The sequence below is a fragment of the Chitinophaga filiformis genome (genome assembly GCF_023100805.1).
Lineage (GTDB): Bacteria > Bacteroidota > Bacteroidia > Chitinophagales > Chitinophagaceae > Chitinophaga > Chitinophaga filiformis_B.
On the sequence record NZ_CP095855.1, the window covers coordinates 6400742 to 6423032 of the forward strand.

Below are 22291 nucleotides of genomic sequence, written 5' to 3' on the forward strand. Positions count from 1 at the left end.
CTACATGCTGGCTGCCTGCCGTTTGAACTGGTTGGGGCTGAGGCCCACTTCTTTCTTAAACAGGCGGGAGAAATAAGGAGGATTTTCGAATCCCAGGTTATAGGCAATTTCTGCCACCGTCTGGTCAGCTGATTTCAGCAGGTTCTTTGCCTCTGAGATAAGAGAAATATGGATCAGTTCTATGGCAGTTTTGCCTGTTTCCTGTTTCAGCAGGTCACTCAGATAACGGGGAGAGAGATGTAACTGGTCGGCCATGTAATTGACAGAAGGCAGGCCTTTATCCTGCAGGAGCCCTTTATTGAAGTATTCCTCCAATATACCATTGAATTTAGAAACCGTCTTTCCGGATACTTCTGTACGATGAATGAACTGCCGTTTGTAAAAGCGCTGCGCGTATTGCAGGATGGAGCCGACATGCGCCAGTATGATATTCCGGCTGTATTCGTCCTGGTTATTGTAATATTCTATTTCAATCTTCTTATAGAGGTCCCAGATGATCTCTTCCTCTTTAGGCGAAAGGTGCAATGCCTCATTCACCTCATAGTCAAAAAAACTATATTTTTTGATGTCTGCATGCAGCACATGACCATTGATGAAATCTTCATGAACGAAGATGAGGAACCCGTCCTCTTCAAATTCAAGTCCCGTCATTTGTATAACCTGCCTTGGTCCCACAAATGACATAGAACCATTCTGATGATCATACTGCGTTCTTCCGTACTTAAAAACACCCGCCTTCAGTTTTTTAAAACCGATCATATAGAAATTAGTCGTGAATGCCCGGTCACCAATGGTGCAGGACCTGTCGCAGCGCGCCAGGCTCATTAACGGATTTTCCGGGAGGGCAAACCCATTCTCACGGTGCAGGTCGGTCAGGTTGCTGTAATGTTTCATATGATCTCATTTAAAGCCGGGACTATGTGTAGAACATAGTTCCGGCAAGTATTGTTGTACGTTAATGTCATTAATGACCATGGGCGGTTATGGAAACATCTTTCCACTCCTCTATGCTGGCCAGGCGTTGTGCATATACATCCTTTACAAAATTGTACGCCACTTTACCGAACAACACGCGCAGTGGCGGATTTGGACTGTCTACGACTTTCAGGATGGCATCTACGGTTGCTTCCGGCTTACCCCAGGTATCGGGAGTAGCGCCTTCTGAGAAAGCCTGTTTCAGCGGACTATATAATTCCAGTGCCTGGGTCTGGAAAGCGGAGGCGCCGGACCAGTCTGTCGAATAGCCATTTGGTTCAACCAGGGTCACATTGATACCGAATTGCTTTACCTCTGTGGCCAGTGTTTCGCTCAGTCCTTCTACTGCAAATTTGGATGCATTGTACAAACCAAGTACCGGCAATGTTACCAGTCCCAGAACGCTGGATACCTGGATTATATGACCACTTTTCTGTTCCCTCATCACCGGCAGTACTGCCTGGCTAAGCCAGAGCAGGCCAAAGAAGTTTGTTTCCATCTGCGCTCTTGCTTCCTGTTCGCTGGTTTCTTCCACCGCGCCAAACAGACCGTAACCGGCATTGTTGATCAGTACGTCGATCCTGCCAAAATGTGCTTTTGCCTTTGCTACCGCTGCAAAACTCGCTTCCCTGCTGTTTACATCCAGTTCCAGGGCCAGGATATTATTGCCGTATTGCTTTACCAGGTCATTTAATGTGTCCAGGTTCCTTGCCGTAGCAACTACTTTATCTCCTCTTTTCAGAAATGCTTCTGCCCATAACTTACCAAATCCGCGGGACGCGCCTGTTATAAAAATTGTCTTTGCCATTGTTTGATGATTTAATGACACAAAGCTATTTTAGACCGCCCGGTTTATTTTATACAAAAGTAGGGAATAAAGATACATTTTCACGTAGGGGTAAAAACACCTTGCAGGCTATTATGCTGTTTTTATTCAGATTCAGTCACCCCGATGATCACGCCAAAATTGCCATCTGCCTGTACCCAGTGCTGCGCAGGAAGATACGTCCTTGATACAAAACCATCCAGGTATAAAGCCTGCTTACAGCCAAGGCGCTTAAAGTAATCCGCAAAATCATAGAAGTTGATGCCCGACTTAGACATCGCAAAGACAAGTTTGCCGTCAGGCAGTAAGCCAACGCCATTTCGGACATTTACATTAGCAGAGCCCTTTTTAAAAGCAGGATGGATATCCCCATCAATGAGCAGCATTGGCCCTGACTGCGTGGCAAACTTTATCTGTTTACTATATTTAAATGCAGGAGTGACGGATATGCCAGCTTTGCCGTCTTTCGTAATATATAACACACCATTGGGCTTCAGATAAAAATTCCCGTTCCCTGAGCTGGTATCCAGCGGAGTCTCCATAACGTGCTGCATAATAAAAAGCCCTACCGGCGACTGGTCAGGCTTAAACATACCACCATTCATGGCAAATACCAGCTTGCGATGTTCTTTCGAAACAAGATCTTTCAGGCGCTGAATACTGCCCAGCGGCTGCCCGTTTTCGTCTTTCCAGTAAAAGCGGAGGTCCTGTACTGCCGGATCCACCGTATAACTTACCATGTCATCGTCAATGGCATGCTTATGTATAATGGCAACAGCAATGGCTGTTAACAAAACCAATATCAGGGATAAAATGGTTCTTTTCATATACCTGCAATTTATTTAAAAGGGCTTATACCCGCTGTAAACTTCGGTGTAAAGAAGGCCAGCCGTCTATCCTTCGATACATTACCGATGCCATTCATGTAACGGTGATCAGGGAAAACAACATCATACCTGCTGTAGCCTGCGGTAAAAGATTCCTGGATTCAATCCTCACGCTATAATGTCAATGCAGCTGCAATCAGGGAAACAACATCACACCTGCTGCAACCTTCCGCTAAAAGCGCTCCAGGCATCCAGCCTGCGCTGCATCAATTGTTCTACCAATATCACGGCCTGTTCAAAACGTTCCTCCCAGTTACCTTTGACCTCTTCAATGCGAATACCATAGCGCTGTAACACGCGGCGGTGCGACTGGTCGAGCAGATTCCGCTCTTCCTCGCCCAGCCGGGTTCCGTCTTGTATATATGGCGCGTCATTGTTCAGATAAAGATACAGGTCGGCCCTATTGCGCTCAAAGATGGACGGCGCAATGTCCAGCACTGTCCCAAAGGCATGTTCGCCATAAGACAGGGTGATATGAATATCGGTGTCGATGATCAGTAATGGGCTCTCTCCCGTAACCTGCCTGTCAATGCGCCTGGCATGTTCTTCGGCTATCAGGTACAGATCGTCGATCCCGAAATCATTGGAGTCAGCTACGATATCCCTGCCGGCCTCCATTACAGCGCTGCAGTTAAAGTGGGCCGCCAGCCGGCCGGTGAGTGTGGTCTTTCCGGTCGACTCCGTGCCGAGTAAAACGACTTTAGTGATCAGGGATGCCCTTACACTATCAGGCAGGTAAGCCCAGCTGGCGGGCAGGTTCGCCCTTATTTTCGTTGCAGACACCGGGTACCGGCTTTTCTGCATATCAAAGGGGATATGTGTGATGCCCATATAATCCGCTACCAGTTCTCCATAAGGCTCTGAAGTAACGACGATATGGTGATCAGGGAAAAGCTGCTTAAACTGCTTTGCCCAGACGGCAGACACAGCTGCAGATGTTTCAGAAGTATTCGGTAACAAATGTTCGTCATATCGGTATACCAGCACCTGTACCCGGGGCTCATCCCGGAAAGTAGCTGCTACCCACGATTCACGTACGGCGGCAGGCAATGTTTCGCGGTTACTGCAACAAACCAGTACAGACACGATGTCGCAATGAGACAGGGCAAACCTGATCATTGCCTCATGCCCCTTGTGAAAGGGCATAAATTTTCCGAAAACAAAGCCTTTACGCATACGTCATTTTTTTCCGCCATTGTAATAGTCCGTAGGTGGCCAGTCCTAAGAACACCAGGTATTCCAGTGATAAAAAGTAAACCCCTTTTATAAGATATAATACAACACTCACCACATCCACTACGATCCATAGTATCCAGGTCTCTATCCGTTTCTTTGCCAGCAGGAATGTAGCCAGCATGCTTGCCACCATTACAAAGGAATCTGCAAAAGGATAGGTAGCAGGTAATGGAAAATAAGCAGGCATCCAGCGATGGAACTGCTGAATAATGAAGCCTGTCAGGAGGGTACCCGCCAGCAATGTGATGCCGTATACAGCCACCATCCGGGGCCACATACGGCTGATGGGTACTTCTTCCGTCTTATTATGCCAGTTATACCAGCCAAAGACAGTTACCACCAGGAAGAAAACCTGCAGCAGCATATCGGCATACAACTGTATCTGGAAGAACAGGCCAAACAAAGCCACTTCATTCACGATACCGGTAGGCCAGGTAAGTACATTAGCTTTTGATGCATAGTATACAGAGATCAATCCAAACAGGGTCCCTATCAGTTCAATATAACTGATGGGGTAACCCAGTACACGGATCGCGATATTGGTAACATCAAAGAAATTCATCAGAAGCTGTATTTGAATGCAACATACATATTCCGCGGCGCCTGTACAAAATACATGCGAGTACCATCCGCCGCTACAGCGCCGTTATTATAATACCGGGCGCCGGAAATATTGTTAACGAACACTGAAAGCGTGCATCCGCCCAGAGTATACTGCGCTCTCGCATTCAGCAACACATATTCCTTCACCGTCGCTTCGTTTGCAAAATCGATATATGCACGCTGCTGATACCTGCCTGATACGGCCAGCCCCAGACGCTGGTGGCTATAAGCCACTTCCTGGTTGATGATCAGGGCAGGCGTCAGTATAGGACTGAAGGACGTTGCCTGTTCCTTAATGCGGCTATGATTGAATGAAGAGTTGTTGGTAAAAGTAAAAGCATGCAACTGACAGGCGGCATACAGTTCAATACCTGTGCGGTAACTGCTTTTCACCTTATTGGTCAGGAGCAGCCCGTTCGGGCCTGTCTGTCCATTCAACACTATTTCATTCTTAAAATTCATATAATAGCCATTCAGCTGCAGGGTAAAATGGCGCTGCTGAAAACGTAGGCCCAGTTCATGATCTACGACCGACTCTGCGTCACGGTTATAGATAATTGCCTTACCGCTGCTGTCTGCCGTCAGGTCGTCATTGCCGCCAAAGATGTCGTTGCGCGTCGGTTCCCGGCCGGTCCTTCCCGCACTATAATAAATACTGGCATGATCATTCACAGCAAAGCTCACACCGGCCTTGGGGTTCAGGAAATGCCAGTTCATTCTGTCAAAGGTCACACTGCCTTTATAATCGAAAGTGGTATACCGGTATTGCAGGTCCGCATACAATGTAAAACGGTGCAGCGAATATTCTATCTTACTGAATGCACTGATCTCATTTTTATAACCGTCATTTTTATACAACTCCCCCAGCCAGTTGTCAGTGCCCTTATGCTGACGGGTATACAGGTTGCCGTGTATGCCGCTGGTCCATTTGAAACGGTCGTAGGTCAGCGTATAATTGCTGAAGAATCCTCCGAAATGTGAACGGAAATGATAGGTGAACAGGTTCCCTTCAGAGGCAAGCCCCAGGTAATTGTTCAGGTCAAAATCATAACCGCCTTTCAGGTAAGTATAATAGAGGCTGGAACTAAGCGTTACATGACTGCGGGGTTGCCACACGTTCTGTAATTGTACCAGTCCCTGGAAGAAGCGGTCTTTTTCATCCCTTGTATTCGCGTTGGACCTTCTGTCTTTGGCGATCAGCGAATCTGCCACTGCCAGCCAGGCCATACCATTCTGCTGATGCCCGGCCACTACGTTGAGCTTCCAGGTGCTTTTATCATAATACAGTCCGCCGCTCACAAACACCGACTGCGAGTTGTTGGATGAATGATATTTATAGCCATCTGTGTATACCTGCGAAGCGCGTACATACAATGACTTCCTGTTCTTTATGGCGCTCTGGTGCTCTGCGAATATCCTGAAGCTATTGTAGGAGCCATATCCTATACCCAGGTTGGTACTGGCGGTATTCCCTGCTTCGGGAGAGAAGAGTTGCACACTGCCGGCATAACTGGCAGCCCCGTTCTTGGATGTACCTACTCCCCGCTGTACCTGCAGGCGGCTCACAGAATTCAGGATATCCGGGTAGTTGGAAAAATAGGCTCCCTGGTCTTCCGGCTCGTTCAGCGGCATCCCATCCAGGGTGGTGTTGATCCGTGTCTGGTCCATGCCCCTCAGGCGGTAATACGAGTAGCCCTGCATGTTACCGGCATCAGAATATACTGTAATGGAAGGTGTTTCTGATAAAAGAAAGGATGGTTCCTGGCCGGTATTCTTCTCATCCAGTACTTTCATATTGAAGTTCTGATAGGTTACCGGGGTAGCTTTACCGGCCTGATAGGTAACGATGATCTCCTTTAAATGCTGGCTGCTGTCTTTTCCGTTCGGTAAAGTATCCTGGGCATTGGCTAACAAAGGCAATAACAGGGCGGAGACGGAAATAGCGCTCACATGACTGAAAACGGGCATAGGTAAAAATTGTAATAATTACACAAATGTATTAAGACAGCTGGGAGATCGACTAACATGTTCGTGTTAGTTATTTTGAAAAATGACACTCCGGGTGAAAATAATGTTTATATTTATCGTCCGGCGCAAGCTATGCCACACCGATCAATCTCTACCTTAGAATGCGTATTATCCCAATAATTTGCGATATGAAAAGCGATGCACCACTCCTCAACAAGCTGGAACAGAATAGAAAATTCCTGTTAGGATATCATCTGGCTTTTGAAACGGACACGCAGAGAAAGAACTGGCGACAAATTGTGCTGCTATGGTTTTCCGCCGCTTCGGCAGGGCACCTCAGAGCGCAGTTCTACCTTGGCACCTGCTATGATTATGGTCGTGGTGTTGAGAAAAATCCTGCTATTGCCTACAAATGGTATTTAAAGGCCGCCCTGAAAGGCCATATGGAATCGCAGTATAATGTCGGTTTCTTTTACCGCGAAGGCGAAGTAGTGAAACAAAACGACAGGAAAGCCGTGTACTGGTACAAACTGGCGGCTGCCCAGGGCGACACTGAAGCTGAAAGAGACCTGGGATACTGTTACTTCTATGGTTATGGCGTAAAGAAAGACGAGCAGAAAGCAGTCTTCTGGTATAAGAAAGCCGCGGCCAAAGACGATCCCAAAGCCCTCTACAACCTGGGGCTGTGTTATAAGCACGGCGATGGCGTTAACAGATCCCAACGCTGGGCGAAATATTATTTCGAGCGCGCAGCCAGGCTGGGAAACAGTGCTGCCTCCATGCAACTGCGGGAAATCACGATCACCGGCCAATTCTCCTGAAAACACCCTTTACCGGCTCCTACCCCTATTCCTCCCCTGCCAGCCGCAGGAGCCAGGGAATGTATAGTCTGTCCCTTTCCCGATGCACTGAGCTTCCACCCGTGTAAAAAAAGCTACATCAATCATCCTCCTGACTTATATTGGAATACGTTATTGTATCGTCCGCTTTATTATCACCTCTCCATAAAATATGACCATGAGATCTTTCAACATGCTTGTACTGTTTCTATTCCTGTTGTGCCCCGGAATAGCAGCAGCCCAGTCCACAAAGCTGATCACGAACCACGTAGGGTACGAGTTCAGCAAATCCAAACGTGCCATCATCATGGCGGAAACCAAAATCGCCGTAGGAAATTTTGAACTGGTGGATGCAGCAACTGGGCGGAAAGTGTACACAGGAAAACCCGTTTACAGTGGTCCGGTCAGTAAATGGAAGAACTGGCTGTTCTGGACCATCGACTTCAGTGATTATAAAACGCCAGGCACTTATTTCTTAAGAACAACAGCCGGCGGACAGCCCCTTCAGTCCTATCCCTTCACCGTTGGTAAAAATGTGCTGGAACAGGCCACTATTTCCGATGTGATCTATTATTTCAAAGGGCAGCGAAGTTCCGGCCTGCTGGACCAGGCAGACCATCACCTGCTCTTGTCAGGACAAACAACCGATACCATCGATGCGCATGGCGGCTGGTATGATGCCACGGGCGACTATGGCAAACATCTCTCCCACCTTTCCTTTTCCAGTTACTTTAATCCGCAGCAGGTATCGCTCACCGTATGGAGCCTACTGAAAACTTATGATCTGCTGAAAAGGAAACCGGGTACCGACTACCGGCAGTACATCCGGCGGGTGCTGGATGAAGCGATGTATGGTGCAGACTATCTCGTACGACTAAAGGCGCCGGGCGGCTCTTTCTACCGCTCCGTATCGGCGCCTGGTCCCGGTAAACTGGCCAAAGACCGCACGATCAGGGCGGAAGACAAAGGCTACAGGATCAAACAATCCAAAGATCAGTCCTTTGGTGCAGGCCTTGCAACAGCAACCAGCAACTGGCGCAGCTACCAGTCCAGTTACCGCTCCGGCGCCGGTCTTTCCATCGCAGCTTTGGCAATCGCCTCCACTTACGATACTGCGGGTGAGTTCACCAACAAGGATTACCTGAAAGCAGCGGAAGACGCCTTCGCCTTCCTGGAAAAAGAGAATGCACTGATGACCAACGATGGTAAAGAGAATATTGTAGATGATTATTGCGCCCTTAGCGCCGCAACAGAGCTCTATAAAGCCACGAAGAAGCCCTTATACCTCGAGGCGGCTAACAAGCGCGCAAATCGCCTTATAAACAGGTTGATCAGCAAGGGTAAATACAACTATTTCAGGGCCGATGAAAAAGACAGGCCCTTCTTCCATCCTTCTGACGCCGGACTGCCCATCGTGAGCCTCCTGCATTACTACCCGCTGGCCAGCACCGGCGTGCAGGCATCACTGAAAACGACTATCCGGAAATACATGCAATATGAACTGGCGGTGACAGCTGAAGTGAACAATCCATTCGGATACAGCCGGCAATATACCGAAGACACGGCCGGCATCAGGAAAACAGCCTTCTTCTTCCCACACGGCAGTGAGGCTTCTCCCTGGTGGCAGGGCGAAAACGCCAGACTTGGTTCCGTTGCCACCGCCGCCAGGATGGCCGCGCAGCTCTTTAAAGACGACAAGCCATTCCATGACAGCCTGGAGAACTTCGCACTGAACCAACTGAACTGGATACTGGGACTGAACCCCTATGATGCCTGTATGTTGCAGGGCACGGGGCATAATAACCCTGCCTATGGTTTCTTTGGCACTTTTGAATATACCAATGCACCGGGCGGCATTGTGAACGGGATCACTTCAGGACTGGAAAATGAAGATGATATTGACTTCAACCTGTCTTATGCTGTAACAAAGAAAGACTATGACTGGCGCTGGGCAGAACAATGGCTGCCACACGCGGCCTGGTACCTGCTGGCTGTTGCTGTCAATGAATAATGACCGACCGGGTGCGCCGATAAAAAAAGCCTGTCCGCCTTTTAGGCGGACAGGCTTTTAAATTAAGTTCCTTTTATCACTAGTTCAGCAACTCTGCCAGCTTCTTATTCAGTGCTTCTCCTCTCAGGTTGTTTCCGATGATCTTTCCGTCAGGCCCGATCAGGAAACCCGCCGGTACCGCTGTTACACCATAGAGTATACCTGCTTCATTAGACCATCCCTTCAGGTCAGACACATGAATCCATGGTACGCCATCTTTTTCGATCGCTTCTTCCCACTTCTTTTTATCGCTGTCCAGGGATACCGCCAGTATCTCAAAGCCTTTCTCCTTGTACAGTCTGTACTGCTCCTTCAGGTTAGGGTTCTCTGCGCGGCAAGGGCTGCACCAGCTGGCCCAGAATTCCAGCAGCACCGTTTTCCCTCTCAGGTCTTTCAGTGAAACAGGGTGTCCCTTTACGTCTTTCATTGTAAAGACCGGCGCAACGGCGCCTTTAGTGGTCAGCTGTACGGACTTGATACGCTGATCTACCTCCTTCCCTTTCTTGGAATTACGGTATTTCGCATTCAGCGCATTGTAGACAGGTGTGATCTCTGCCATGTCCTTTTTAAAGGTCAGCACTTCTGACAATGCTACCAATGCGAACACGGAATTCGGATGCTCTTTGGCGAACTGTAACTGCTTCTCTGTTCTGTCAGCCACACGCTGGCGGAATTTTTGATCAACAGCCTTCAGGAAGTTGGAATCAGCCCGCTGTGCTTCCGTACCGGAGGAATAATCGTAGTTTGCATTTTTGGTAATAGCCATGATGGTACCGCCAATGGCCTTGTTATAGGCATCTTCCTCATCATGTACTTTGGAACCGGTAAATACAGCATTGCTCAGTGAATCTTTCGAGCTGATAACAAAGTTCTCCGGGCCAAACTGGAAATAGATCACATCTCCTGTGTACACTGCCTTCATTTTCCCGTCTCCATGATGCGCGAGCGCCATACGGCAGGTCGCAATACCAGACAATTCCCCGGTGAATTTGAAGGTACCGTCCACTACATCTGCAGAATCTTCCCTGCCACCTCCGGCATTCAGGAAATCAGTGTAGTCGAAATAAACCCGGGCAGGTGCGTTGAGATGACCTATTTTACCTGTAATGGTAAAAGTGTTGGATTGCGCTTTTGCGAGCATGGGTAAAAGTGCTGCAACAAGCAAAATTTGTTTTTTCATGGTTGATCTGGTAAGTTGGTTGGTTTGCCTCTAAACTAATAAATGAAAACAATAAAGATTGTTAACAGATATTAAAGCTGCAAACATCCTCTTCCTGTTGACGTTACACACAAACAAGGGCATACCAGTCTATCAATAAACTATACTATCAGCCTGTTTATTTACCCGGGTATTTCTTTTGCAGATATACTGCGGATGCTTCTACCAGCTGTGCCAGTACCTGTCCATCTACATCAGACAGTTTTTTGATGTAGAGACAACCTTTACCGGCCTTATACTTCCCCAGTTTGTCCAGCAAGGCCGGTCGACTGTCAAAGTTCATCACATACAACGAGATATTCTGTTTACGCGGAGAAAAACCAGCCAGGCAGGCATCACCTTCATGCCCGCTTTCGTATTTATAATGGTACTGACCGAAACCTACTATACTGGCGCCCCACATCCTGGGAGGAAATCCCGTTGCTTTTTCCATCAATTGTGCGAGCGCAATGCAGTCCTTCCTTACATTTTCATCTGTCACGCCTTCCAGGAAGCTTGTTACTGCCTGTTCGGTTGGTTTGGTTTTCTGTTCTGCCATATGGGGGTCATTAATGCTTGTACATAAAGTTAGGATAAAAAAGATTGCCCCTCTCACCAGTGCAGATGAGAGGGGCAACCTCAACTCAAAAACCACCAACTGATCACACAGTATCGATGATCAGCGGCTTATCTTTCAAAAATAACAAATTCAGTTCTGCGGTTTGCCTGATGTTCTGCTTCGGAGCAGCGCACGCCATTGGCACAACGATTGATCAATCTTGTTTCGCCATAGCCTTTCGCTGTCAGTCGTTTCTTATCGATGCCTTTAGCCAGGAAATAAGCCAGGGTAGATGCAGCGCGGCGCTGAGACAGTTTCAGGTTGTAACTGTCATCAGAGCGACTGTCTGTATGGAAGGACATATCCACTCTCCAGGATGGATTTTCCTTCAGCAAACTTATCAGCTTATCCAGTTCTCTGGCTGCATCCGGACGTACGTCGGCCTTACCGAGATCGAAATAGATGTTCTGCGGATTGAATTTACCTGCCAGGTCGATCTTTTTGGGAACGCCTATTCCCTTAACCGGCACAGGATCTTTCGGCTTATTTTCCACAGTCTCCACTTCTATCTTTTCCAGGTAGAGGTCGCGGTGTAGTACTGCAGATTCTGTTAATCCTTTAGTGATAACGGCAACCCCTGTTTCCGGTCTGAACAAGGCCTTTTCGCCATCCAGGCCATAGGCAGACAAACTGTCCAATGCAAAATGAAAATTCCCTTCGCCGTCGGTCGTGAATTTCTTTACGGCGCCGGTTTCCTTATTGCGCAGGGTGATCTCTGCACTACCCAATGGTGTATTCGTTTTCTTATTCAGCGCTTTACCTTCCAGGCTGAAGACCAGTATTTTCGCCGGCGTAAACCGATAAAGGTCGTCACTGCCTTTTCCGCCTTTCCTGTTGGAGGAAAAGTACAATGTGTTGGTGCCGTTATAGGCGGGTGCAAAATCGTCCTGCGCACTGTTTACCGGTACGCCCATGTTCAGTACTTCCCAGGCGCCGTTCATCTTGACGGCCCTGAATATGTCCAATCCACCCATACCAGGCCGGCCATCGGTCGAAAAATAAAACACACCGGTGCTATCGAACATCGGCGAACGTTCATTGCCGGCGCTGTTGATGCCAGGCCCCATGTTAACAGGCTGCTGCCACTGTCCGCTGGCGTCTTTCGTACAGTAATAGATATCTGTGCCACCCTGTCCCTTTTCGCCATAGTCGGCTACAAAATAGAGCGTTCTGCCATCTGCGCTGATAAACGGGTCTCCTACAGAATAGTTAAAGATCTCGTTATAAGGGAAAGCGGGACCCTGTTGCCAGGCGCCTTTGTTGTCATCCCACTGTTGTGTTCTGAGCTCGATATTCAGAGTATAGGGCTGCTCTTTCCCCAGCAGGCTGCCACGCTTCCTGGCCAGGTTGGTCACTGCATAATAACAGGTCTTTCCGTCAGCTGTATAACTGGCATCTGCACTGTGGTAATCGCCATTCACTGCGCGCGCCATCGTCATTACGTGCCCGCTGTCCAGTCCTTTGCTTTCATACAGGTGCAGGTAACTGTTACCGGTATAACCATAGCGCTTTCTTTTGATGTTGGTGTTATTAAAAAGTGCGTCTCGCCGCAGCGAATCGTAAGGGCGGTCGGAGGCGAAGATCACTTCTCCCTGTCTGAAGGCAGTGCTCCAGTCAGACCATACACTGTTCAGGCCTTTCAGGTTCTCCATATCCCCTCTTACGGGAGCTGCCAGCCATTTCACGGCGCTGTCACAACCCGCCTTCATACTCTCCGCTATTTTATCGCCCGGTGTTTTACCCAGGTAGCCGGTCAATACTGTTTTGGCAGCTGCATACTGCTCATTATTCATCAGGATGCCCGCATAATGCAGTTCATCGGCTGCCGTATGCTCCGGCATCGCCACGAGCTTTTCATACCAGCCTGCAGCAGCTGTATAATCTTTCAGCCGCCGGTAGCCGTCTGCCAGTCCGCGTGCGGCTTCCACTGTTTCTTTCTTCCTGTATGCTTTCTGGTATAAAGGAATAGCAGCAGCATAGTTATATAATGTAGCCTGGTTGTTGGCCTCCTTGATAATATATTGTCCACTTGCACTTGTAAACATTCCCATCACCAGCATAGCACTTAAGAGTGCCGGAAGGGTATAGTGTTTTCTATTCATAATGGCTGTAATATTCAGTTTTAAAAAGCAATGATCCCCGCAGGCTTAGAAATATCGTGGAGATAACATCCTTGCTTTGGGGTTTGCCCAGGTGTAAGTCAATGATACCTCATGAGTAGAAAAGCTGTTCGCTCCCGTACCGTTTGTAGTCTGATCATAAGCATAGCCAATGCGTAGCTTGCTGTTGATGAAGACATCGATCATACCGGCAATAGCGCCTGATTTAGTCAGAGAGTTTTCGATCTCTCCTTTATTAAAGACGGCAGTACGGTAGGAAGCCCCTATCCACAGCTTCTCATGAAACAGGAAAAAGGCGTTCAGATCTGCACTGGTAGGACCGGCAAAATCTTCTTTTACCAGCAGGGATGGCTTGAATGAAATATTTTCAGATACCGGCAACAGGCCTCCAACCGTCACAAACAGGTTCGGTTTCAGCGGGAGATAAGTTCTGAGTTTATCAGATTTCTGGAAAGAGCCGGAAATGATATTATCGGCAGATACACCAGCAAACAGGCGCTCGCTATTATAGAAGATACCTACACGGGCATCCGGCATCATAGAAGTACCTTTTGCATTCATCAGCAGTGCGTCGTTCTGTGAAGCGGGATTGAGTGCTTTCAGGTCCAGTCGTTGCTGTATAAAGCCTGCGCTTACACCGATCGCCAGGCGTTTGTTGCCATCAGCATCCAATGGAATGCGATAAGCATAGGTACCATACAGGGCGGTATTTTTCTCAGCCCCCAGCTGGTCGTTTACCACCTGGAGCCCCAGTCCTACCCTGCCGTCATTGATCACTCCATCGGCCGCGGCGGAGAAGGTCTTAGGCGCCCCCGGCAATCCTGCCCACTGGGTACGGTAGAATAAATTGACGTTCCATTGCTCTTTGTAGCCTGCATATGCCGGGTTGATGTACAACCCGTTAAACATATACTGGCTGAATTGTGCATCATGCTGAGCATGCGCAGACTGGAATGATAGGAAGAAAGCTATTGAAAGAATAATCTTATAAAACTTGCTAGTCATGATCTCTTTTTTTTACGTTTAAAAGGGAGTGGCATTCATAACAAGACTGCCGGCAACTGCCGACAGTCTTGTTTTACTGCTGCTTATCGCAACAGCATGATGTAACCATTGTAGGTATGCCATTGTCCATTAGCGTCCAGCCCCTTCAAAGTATAATAATAGGTACCTGCGTTCAGTCCTTGTCCATCCCATTCACCCTGGTAATTTTGCTTCCTGAAAAGCACATTGTTCCAGCGGTTATAGATCACGATCTCGTTCTGCACAAATTTCTCCAGTCCTTTGATCACCAGTTTATCATTGCTGCCATCACCGTTTGGCGTGATCACGTTCGGTACTTCTACTTCATTCGGGATGATATTCAGGTTCACTGTTGCTACGTTACTCCAGTTACCGTGCTGGTCTTTCACTTTATAAGTGAAGGAATCCGGGCCGGTATATCCTTTTTCGGGAGTGTATACAACAGTGCCGTCTTCATTGACTACAATTGAGCCATGTGCAGGCTGTTGTACGATTTCCAGCGAAGCAGGATCAAGCGGTGTATTGGGATTTCCCGGTGTATCGTTGCTCAATACAGGAATGGTCACCGGGTTGTCGGCCCTCACATCGCCATGATTGTCGGTAGCAGCTACCGGCAGTGGTTCAGGTGTAACAGGAGCCGCAGCACATGCCGGGCAGGCCGGTGCAGGATCAGGTGTTTCACTGGTCACAGCAGCCACATTCACCAGGCTGCCAGTAAAGCCTTCCGGCGTTAATACTTTCACCTCATAAGTCACCACAGCCGCATTTGGCATCACGGCGATAGTCTCATCAATATCACCGCTGCCGCTGGTATGAGGCAGGGCAACAGTACCATTGGTCACAGTAGCGGTCCAGCTGCTGATAGTAGTACCCGCCGGTGCGATGTCCTTAATATTCACCTTGGCAGCATCGCCCGGGCCATTGTTGGTCACAGTGATCACATAGGCAACTTCCTGACCTGCAACAAAAGTGGTTTGTGCTGCATCTTTCAGTCGCTTTACCGTTACGATGTCGGCACCTACTACAGGTGTAGGATTGATACCTGGCGTAGTGCTGGTATTATTGCCGGGAGCAGCATCCGGAGTGCTGCTTTGTACAGCGGCGCTGTTGCTCAGTGTACCTGTAAAATCAGCCGGCGTCTTCACGGTTACTTCGTAAGTAACGACTGCTCCATTCGGCAGGGTGGCAATTGTCTCATTCAGGTTACCAGTACCGCTGGTGCTTGGCAGGGTAACAGTTCCTGTCTTTACAGTGGCAGACCAGGCACTGATGCTGGTTCCGGCAGGCGCGTCGTCTTTAATATTGACAGTCTTTGCGTCACTTGGACCGTTGTTGGTCACGGTGATCACATATACCACATCTTCACCAGGTACAAAAGTTGTCTGACTTGCATCTTTCAACTTCTTCACAGTAACGATGTCAGCAATCGCGGCTGGCGTGATAGCTGGTGTAGTACTGCTGTTATCTGTCTGATCATCATCCTGGCTGCTGGTGGTTACAGTAGCTGTATTGCTCAGATTAGCTACATAGGAAGCTGGTACAGCTACCGTCACTGTATAGGTCACCACGGCCCCATTAGACAATGTAGCAATGGTTTCATTCAGGTTGCCGGTACCGCTGGTATTAGGCAGGCTTACAGTACCTGTTGTTACCGTTGCAGTCCAGGAGCTGATAGTTGTACCTGTTGGTGCATTGTCTTTAATATTGACAGTCTTCGCATCACTTGGACCGTTGTTCGTCACAGTAATGGTATACACCACATTCTGACCAGGCGTAAAGCTAGTAGCTGCGGTTGTCTTCACTACAGACACATCGGCTTTTGACGCTGGTGTAACAGAAGAAGAGGTATTACTGTTATTACCTGGTGTAGGATCGGTTGTTGTACTTGTTACTACAGCAGTGTTGCTCAGGCTACCAGAGAAGGAAGCAGGCGTTTTCACGGTTACTTCGTAGGTAACGACTGCTCCATTCGGCAGCGTGGCAATGGTCTCGTTCAGGTTGCCGGTACCGCTGGTATTAGGCAGGGCAACAGTTCCTGTTGTTACCGCAGCATTCCATGCGCTGATTGTGGTACCATTTGGTGCATCGTCTTTAATATTGACAGTCTTCGCATCACTTGGACCATTGTTAGTCACAGTGATCACATATACCACATCCTGACCTGGTACAAAGGTTGTCTGACTTGCATCTTTCAACTTCTTCAGGGTAACGATGTCAGCGATAGCAGCAGGTGTAATAACTGGTGCGGTGCTGGTATTATCTGTCTGATCATCATCTGGATTTGTAGACGTTGCAGTTGCTGTGTTGCTTAAGCTAGCCGTGAAGGAAGCTGGTACACTTACCGTCACTGTGTAAGTCACTACAGCGCCGTCAGGCAAAGTTGCAATGGTCTCATTCAGGTTACCGCTACCGCTGGTATTAGGCAGAGTAACTGTACCTGCTGTTACAGCTGCACTCCATGCACTGATAGTTGTTCCTGCTGGCGCTACGTCACTCACATTTACATCCTTCGCATCACTCGGGCCGTTATTGGTTACTGTAATAGTATATACCACATTCTGTCCAGGCGTAAAGCTGGTAGCCGTGGTTGTTTTCATTACAGATACATCGGCTTTCGGAGTCGGTGTTGTAGAAGAAGAAGTATTATTGTTATTACCTGGTGTAGGATCGGTTGTTGTACTTGTTACTACAGCGGTGTTGCTCAGGCTACCAGAGAAGGATGCAGGTGTTTTCACTGTTACTTCGTAAGTAACGACTGCTCCATTCGGCAGCGTGGAAATTGTTTCGTTCAGGTTACCGGTACCGCTGGTATTAGGCAGGCTTGCTGTACCTGTCGTTACAGCAGCACTCCATGCACTGATAGTTGTACCTGCAGGTGCTACGTCGTTCACATTTACGTTCTTCGCATCACTTGGTCCATTGTTAGCCACAGTGATCACATATACCACATCCTGACCTGGTACAAAGCTTGTCTGACTTCCGTCTTTCAACTTCTTCACAGTAACGATGTCGGCGATAGCAGTAGGGCTGATAGCCGGTGTTGTACTGCTGTTATCCGTCTGATCATCATCCGGAGTAGTAGATGTTACATTAGCGGTATTGCTGATAGTGGCAGTGGAGGAAGCCGGTACACTTACCGTTACTGTATAGGTTACTACAGCGCCATCAGCTAAAGTAGCAATCGTCTCATTCAGGTTACCGCTACCACTGGTGTTAGGAAGGGTCACTGTACCTGTTGTTACAGCCGCTGTCCACGCACTGATAGTTGTGCCGGCAGGTGCTATATCGCTCACATTCACATCCTTCGCATCGCTTGGGCCATTGTTGGTCACAGTGATGGTATAAACTACATCCTGGCCAGGTGTAAAGTTAGTAGCTGCGGTTGTTTTCGCTACAGATACATCGGCTTTAGGAGATGGTACAATAGTAGTTGCTGTGCCGCTGTTATTTGCCTGATTATCATCCGGAGTAGAAGATGTTGCAGTTGCTGTATTGCTCAGACTAGCCGTGAGGGAAGCTGGTATGCTTACCGTCACTGTATAGGTTACTACAGCGCCATCAGCTAAGGTAGCAATCGTCTCATTCAGGTTACCGCTACCGCTGGTATTTGGCAGGGTAACAGTTCCTGTTGTTACAGCAGCACTCCATGCACTGATAGTTGTTCCTGCTGGCGCTACGTCACTCACATTTACATCCTTCGCATCACTTGGACCATTGTTGGTGACAGTGATGGTATATACCACATCCTGACCTGGCGTAAAGTTAGTAGCTGCGGTTGTTTTCACTACAGATACATCGGCTTTAGGAGTCGGTGTTGTAGAAGAAGAAGTATTATTGTTATTACCCGGTGTAGGGTCGGTTGTCGTACTTGTTACGACAGCGGTGTTGCTCAGGCTACCGGAGAAGGAAGCTGGTGTTTTCACTGTTACTTCGTAAGTAACGACTGCTCCATTCGGCAGCGTCGCAATTGTTTCGTTCAGGTTACCGGTACCGCTGGTATTAGGCAGGGTAACAGTTCCTGTTGTTACGGTTGCACTCCATGCACTGATCACAGTACCTGCAGGCGCTACGTCGTTCACATTTACGTTCTTCGCATCACTTGGTCCATTGTTAGCCACAGTGATCACATATACCACATCTTCACCTGGCACAAAGCTTGTCTGACCTGCATCCTTCAACTTCTTCGCAGTAACGATGTCGGCGATAGCAGCAGGTGTAATAGCTGGTGCTGTGCTGCTATTATCTGTCTGATCATCATCCGGAGTGGAAGATGTTACATTAGCGGTATTGCTGATAGTGGCAGTGAAGGAAGCCGGTACACTTACTGTCACTGTATAGGTTACTACAGCGCCATCAGGCAAAGTGGCGATGGTCTCATTCAGGTTGCCGGTACCGCTGGTATTAGGCAGGGTAACTGTACCTGTTGTTACAGCCGCTGTCCACGCACTGATAGTTGTGCCGGCAGGTGCTATATCACTGATATTTACATTCTCCGCATCACTTGGGCCGTTGTTGGTCACTATAATAGTATATACCACATTCTGACCAGGCGTAAACTTAGTAGCTGCGGTTGTTTTCGCTACAGATACATCGGCTTTAGGTGCTGGTACGATAGTAGTTGCCGTGCCGCTGTTATTTGCCTGATTATCATCCGGAGTGGAAGATGTTGCAGTTGCTGTATTGCTCAGACTAGCCGTGAGGGAAGCTGGTATGCTTACCGTCACTGTATAGGTTACTACAGCGCCATCAGGCAAAGTGGCAATCGTCTCATTCAGGTTACCGGTACCGCTGGCATTAGGTAATGTAACAGTTCCTGTTGTTACGGCAGCGCTCCATGCACTGATAGTTGTGCCTGCAGGTGCTATATCGCTCACATTCACATCCTTCGCATCACTTGGACCGTTGTTGGTCACTGTAATAGTATACACCACATCCTGTCCAGGCGTAAAACTGGTAACTGCGGTTGTTTTCACTACAGCTACGTCAGCTTTCGGCGCAGGCGTCAGCACGCCTGAAGTACTGTTGTTATTTCCGGGTACATCATCCCGACTGCCGGTAGTTACTGTCGCAGTATTGCTCAGGTTACCGGTATGGTCAGCAGGTACGCCGACGGTCACCACATATCGTACTACCGCTCCGTTTGACATACTGGTAATAAGCTGGTCAATGTCACCCATACCACTGGCGGTCAGCGGAGATACCGTACCTGTTATTACACTGGCAGTCCAATTCCTGATGATAGTACCCGCAGGCGCTACATCTTTGATGTTCACATCCTTCGCATCAGCAGGACCATTATTGGTAACTGTGATGGTGTAGATCACATCCTCTCCCGGCGCATAAGTGGTTTTTGCAGCATCCTGTACGACTTTCACCGCAGCGATATCTGCACCTGGTTCCAGTGTAATGGGCGTAGTTGTGCTGGTATTATTACCCGGTGTTTCATCCAGTACCGGACCGGATGCGGAAGCTGTATTGCTCAGGGCACTGTTATACCCAGCGGGTAATGTTACCTGTACTACATAGGTTACCGTCTCTCCTGCCGGTATGGTGGCAATCGTCTCATTAATATTGCCGGTGCCACTGGTATGCGGCAAAGCCACAGGACCAGCAGCAGTAGCCGTCCAGGCACCGATGGTAGTACCTGCAGGTGCAACGTCCGTTACATTAACATTTGTTGCTGTGCTGGGACCATTATTCGTGACAGTGATCACATAGTTCACTGTTTCACCAGGGGCGTAGGTCGTCTTTGTGGCATCCTGTGTTGTCTTTACTACCACAATATCCGCGCTCGCCACAACAGCTACACCACTGTTATATTTAATGTTATTACAATTCTCTGTAGTTCCGCCATTCTTACATTCCACATGTGGATCTGTAGGTGGCACTGCAGCATTAGGATTCGTTGCATCAGGATCGGTCACGTCTTTCGGACGCATGATACTGGTTTCTATATTGATGTTGCCGCCCGCCAGAGAAGGACCTGCTGTACCTGTGAGATTGAAAGTAACGATACAGCCATTCGGCAGATCAAGCAGGGCGGTATAATTACCTGAAGCATCCAGCGCAGCATTCTTCACGGTGCCGCAACTTGTGCTGGCAGTAACTGCCGACAGGTCAGCAACAGTAAAACCGGCAGGCACTTTAATAGCAAAGGGCGCACCGGTTACATCGCTTGGACCGTTATTCACAACAACAACCTTATAAGTGACCGTTTTACCCACAGTTACCTGGGTAAGGGGTGTGGCCGGACCTACACTTTGAATAGCGAGATCTGCTTCCACGATGTTGAGCGTGGTATTCCGGGAAGCCATGTCACCAAGTACATAGGTCCAGGTATCCATTGTTTTCACGTCCCCATAGTTGTTACTCCATTTGTGTCCGTTTGTATTACTGGAAATACCGCTGCCACTGTTACCATTGGACCTGGGATTACTGGCTCCGGTCGCGGTGGCGAAGGAAGCATCATCCCAGTAAACGATGTCGCTCTTTACGGTATTATCATCGTTTAGTTGTTCTATGATAAGACCATTGGGGTTATTTTCCACATCGATAAAAGGGAAATGTATCTCAGCGCCCTGCAATTGTATATTGGCAGTAACTGAAGCTGTTCCTAATGCAGGTGTTACACCGGCGCCATCCTTACCATCCCAGAAAATGCTGTTATTGCCGGCAACAGCCGTACCTGTTATCTGTTTGGTCACAAAAGAACCGGTCCCTACCAAAGAAATACGGTAAGTACCTCCGACGCTGGCGGTGAACTTAATATAGGCGCCCTTCTTACTTACCTGTCCGGCAGTACCTTCCACACCATCCACACTGATATTGGTCACGGCAGGGATGATCTTTGTCCCTCTCAGCCAGGTTGTTTTACCTCCGGGCATGACAGACGAAGCCGGCATATCTGTAGCAGGTACATGATAGAACATTTTGTGCGTGACACTATATGTGCCGTCGTCTGACCGGGGATCCCATACATTGAAGTCCGTTCCCCTGTTCGTACCCGCCACACTTTTATAAAGAGGCTCACCGGCATCTGTAGCGTTTGTGGTAAGTCCCTTGTTGTTCACAAAGGCTACAAAGCCGATACCGCTTGATCCGTTATTATTTACTTTGTATACATAACCATCTTTCGTCAACACATAGATAACACCTCTGTAGTTACCGAAGTCCACAAACATATTCAGCACATTCGTATACACCCTTCCCGGTATGATCGTTCCACCTGCGCTTCTTACGGAAATATCCCAGGCAGCAATGGCGCTGCTCGCAGTATTCTGTGTCCATGCCGCATCTGCCGCCACATTAGCGCCCGCACCTTCTGCAATGTTGGCCGGAGGATTTGTAGATACCAGTTCTATCTTCCACACTCCCGCCTGCCCTGCACCTACTACCTGCGAAAAAGGCGTATAACCTACCCACGGTCCCTGTAGTTCCTGCGTACGATTGGCGATCTGACCTACAGTAGTAGTACCTGCCGTTGAAGTATATACGGTACCGTCGGGCGCAGTCAGGATGATCTGTCCCGATCCTATCCCCTGCGCACTGCTGGCTGCGCCCAGGGTTTCGCCCGCCTTGAGGTAAGCATAATGTACCCCCATGTTGGTCAGGGTCCATCCGGTCTTGGTTCCCGTTGTAGAGACCAGGAACGCACGACCACCTGCTATGCCGCTGGGGTAAAGGTCCTTCGAACCTTCCGCATAGCCCCGGTGGCCTGCCAGCAGGCCTGACATGATGAATAAAAGGGAAAACGTCGCTTTGTAAAGTCTACTCATAAGTATTGAATAAGTAATAAATATCCCGGCGGAAAGGCTTCCCGCACGGACATAATCGTCCCGGCACGACAAGTGTGGTTGTCATGCAAATATGTTCGTAAGAGTAATGTGTTGCGATAGCAATAGCATGGAGCCCCCTTTAGGGCCCTGGCGGTTTCCTTTACATGTTACA

At 48.6% G+C, this 22291-nt stretch carries 13 protein-coding genes; 2 read left to right on the forward strand and 11 right to left on the reverse strand.

The window, feature by feature from the left end:
* From MYF79_RS24800 to MYF79_RS24825, 6 genes are all read right to left on the reverse strand, one after another.
* Entirely contained in the window at positions 1-894 is an 894-nt protein-coding gene (locus MYF79_RS24800; protein WP_247810517.1) for a helix-turn-helix domain-containing protein, read from the reverse strand.
* Positions 895-964: 70 nt separating this feature from the next.
* Positions 965-1783: an SDR family NAD(P)-dependent oxidoreductase gene (locus MYF79_RS24805; protein WP_247810519.1), complete on the reverse strand. Its 819-nt coding sequence runs from the start codon at positions 1781-1783 to the stop codon at positions 965-967.
* Positions 1784-1905: 122 nt separating this feature from the next.
* On the reverse strand, positions 1906-2628 hold the full coding sequence (locus MYF79_RS24810; protein WP_247810521.1) for a phosphodiester glycosidase family protein: 723 nt from the start codon (positions 2626-2628) through the stop codon (positions 1906-1908).
* A gap of 210 nt (positions 2629-2838) precedes the next feature.
* Positions 2839-3864, reverse strand: coding sequence for an AAA family ATPase (locus MYF79_RS24815; RefSeq protein WP_247810522.1), 1026 nt, complete (start codon positions 3862-3864; stop codon positions 2839-2841).
* Positions 3857-4486: a nicotinamide riboside transporter PnuC gene (pnuC, locus tag MYF79_RS24820; RefSeq protein ID WP_247810524.1), complete on the reverse strand. Its 630-nt coding sequence runs from the start codon at positions 4484-4486 to the stop codon at positions 3857-3859. Before pnuC ends, MYF79_RS24815 begins: the two co-directional genes overlap by 8 nt.
* The gene (locus tag MYF79_RS24825) at positions 4486-6495 is read right to left on the reverse strand and encodes a TonB-dependent receptor (RefSeq protein ID WP_247810526.1); all 2010 of its coding nucleotides are present in this window, start codon (positions 6493-6495) and stop codon (positions 4486-4488) included. The genes pnuC and MYF79_RS24825 overlap by 1 nt, the downstream gene beginning before the upstream one ends.
* Positions 6496-6683: 188 nt before the next feature.
* On the opposite strand from MYF79_RS24825, the gene MYF79_RS24830 reads away from it, so the two are divergent.
* Together MYF79_RS24830 and MYF79_RS24835 are read left to right on the forward strand one after the other, a co-directional pair.
* Positions 6684-7316 (forward strand): tetratricopeptide repeat protein, encoded by a 633-nt coding sequence (locus MYF79_RS24830; protein WP_247810528.1) that lies wholly within the window; start codon positions 6684-6686, stop codon positions 7314-7316.
* A gap of 196 nt (positions 7317-7512) precedes the next feature.
* Positions 7513-9345, forward strand: coding sequence for a glycoside hydrolase family 9 protein (locus MYF79_RS24835; RefSeq protein WP_247810530.1), 1833 nt, complete (start codon positions 7513-7515; stop codon positions 9343-9345).
* Positions 9346-9424: 79 nt separating this feature from the next.
* Here MYF79_RS24835 and MYF79_RS24840 read toward each other — a convergent pair whose 3' ends face one another.
* From MYF79_RS24840 to MYF79_RS24860, 5 genes are all read right to left on the reverse strand, one after another.
* Positions 9425-10564: a TlpA disulfide reductase family protein gene (locus MYF79_RS24840; protein ID WP_247810532.1), complete on the reverse strand. Its 1140-nt coding sequence runs from the start codon at positions 10562-10564 to the stop codon at positions 9425-9427.
* Between the two features lie 157 nt (positions 10565-10721).
* Positions 10722-11141, reverse strand: a complete 420-nt coding sequence (locus MYF79_RS24845; RefSeq protein WP_247810533.1) for a DUF1801 domain-containing protein — start codon at positions 11139-11141, stop codon at positions 10722-10724.
* Between the two features lie 128 nt (positions 11142-11269).
* The gene (locus MYF79_RS24850; protein ID WP_247810534.1) at positions 11270-13303 is read right to left on the reverse strand and encodes an OmpA family protein; all 2034 of its coding nucleotides are present in this window, start codon (positions 13301-13303) and stop codon (positions 11270-11272) included.
* Between the two features lie 45 nt (positions 13304-13348).
* Positions 13349-14326, reverse strand: coding sequence for a type IX secretion system membrane protein PorP/SprF (locus MYF79_RS24855; protein WP_247810535.1), 978 nt, complete (start codon positions 14324-14326; stop codon positions 13349-13351).
* An 83-nt stretch (positions 14327-14409) separates the two neighbouring features.
* Positions 14410-22119, reverse strand: coding sequence for a gliding motility-associated C-terminal domain-containing protein (locus MYF79_RS24860; protein ID WP_247810536.1), 7710 nt, complete (start codon positions 22117-22119; stop codon positions 14410-14412).
* Positions 22120-22291: the final 172 nt, after the last annotated feature.

Coding starts and splice junctions, on each gene's coding strand:
- MYF79_RS24855 (WP_247810535.1), bottom strand. CDS start 14,326: ATGACTAGCAAGTTTTATAAGATTATTCTTTCAATAGCTTTCTTCCTA.
- MYF79_RS24810 (WP_247810521.1), bottom strand. CDS start 2,628: ATGAAAAGAACCATTTTATCCCTGATATTGGTTTTGTTAACAGCCATT.
- pnuC (WP_247810524.1), bottom strand. CDS start 4,486: ATGAATTTCTTTGATGTTACCAATATCGCGATCCGTGTACTGGGTTAC.
- MYF79_RS24825 (WP_247810526.1), bottom strand. CDS start 6,495: ATGCCCGTTTTCAGTCATGTGAGCGCTATTTCCGTCTCCGCCCTGTTA.
- MYF79_RS24800 (WP_247810517.1), bottom strand. CDS start 894: ATGAAACATTACAGCAACCTGACCGACCTGCACCGTGAGAATGGGTTT.
- MYF79_RS24845 (WP_247810533.1), bottom strand. CDS start 11,141: ATGGCAGAACAGAAAACCAAACCAACCGAACAGGCAGTAACAAGCTTC.
- MYF79_RS24860 (WP_247810536.1), bottom strand. CDS start 22,119: ATGAGTAGACTTTACAAAGCGACGTTTTCCCTTTTATTCATCATGTCA.
- MYF79_RS24835 (WP_247810530.1), top strand. CDS start 7,513: ATGAGATCTTTCAACATGCTTGTACTGTTTCTATTCCTGTTGTGCCCC.
- MYF79_RS24850 (WP_247810534.1), bottom strand. CDS start 13,303: ATGAATAGAAAACACTATACCCTTCCGGCACTCTTAAGTGCTATGCTG.
- MYF79_RS24830 (WP_247810528.1), top strand. CDS start 6,684: ATGAAAAGCGATGCACCACTCCTCAACAAGCTGGAACAGAATAGAAAA.
- MYF79_RS24805 (WP_247810519.1), bottom strand. CDS start 1,783: ATGGCAAAGACAATTTTTATAACAGGCGCGTCCCGCGGATTTGGTAAG.
- MYF79_RS24840 (WP_247810532.1), bottom strand. CDS start 10,564: ATGAAAAAACAAATTTTGCTTGTTGCAGCACTTTTACCCATGCTCGCA.
- MYF79_RS24815 (WP_247810522.1), bottom strand. CDS start 3,864: ATGCGTAAAGGCTTTGTTTTCGGAAAATTTATGCCCTTTCACAAGGGG.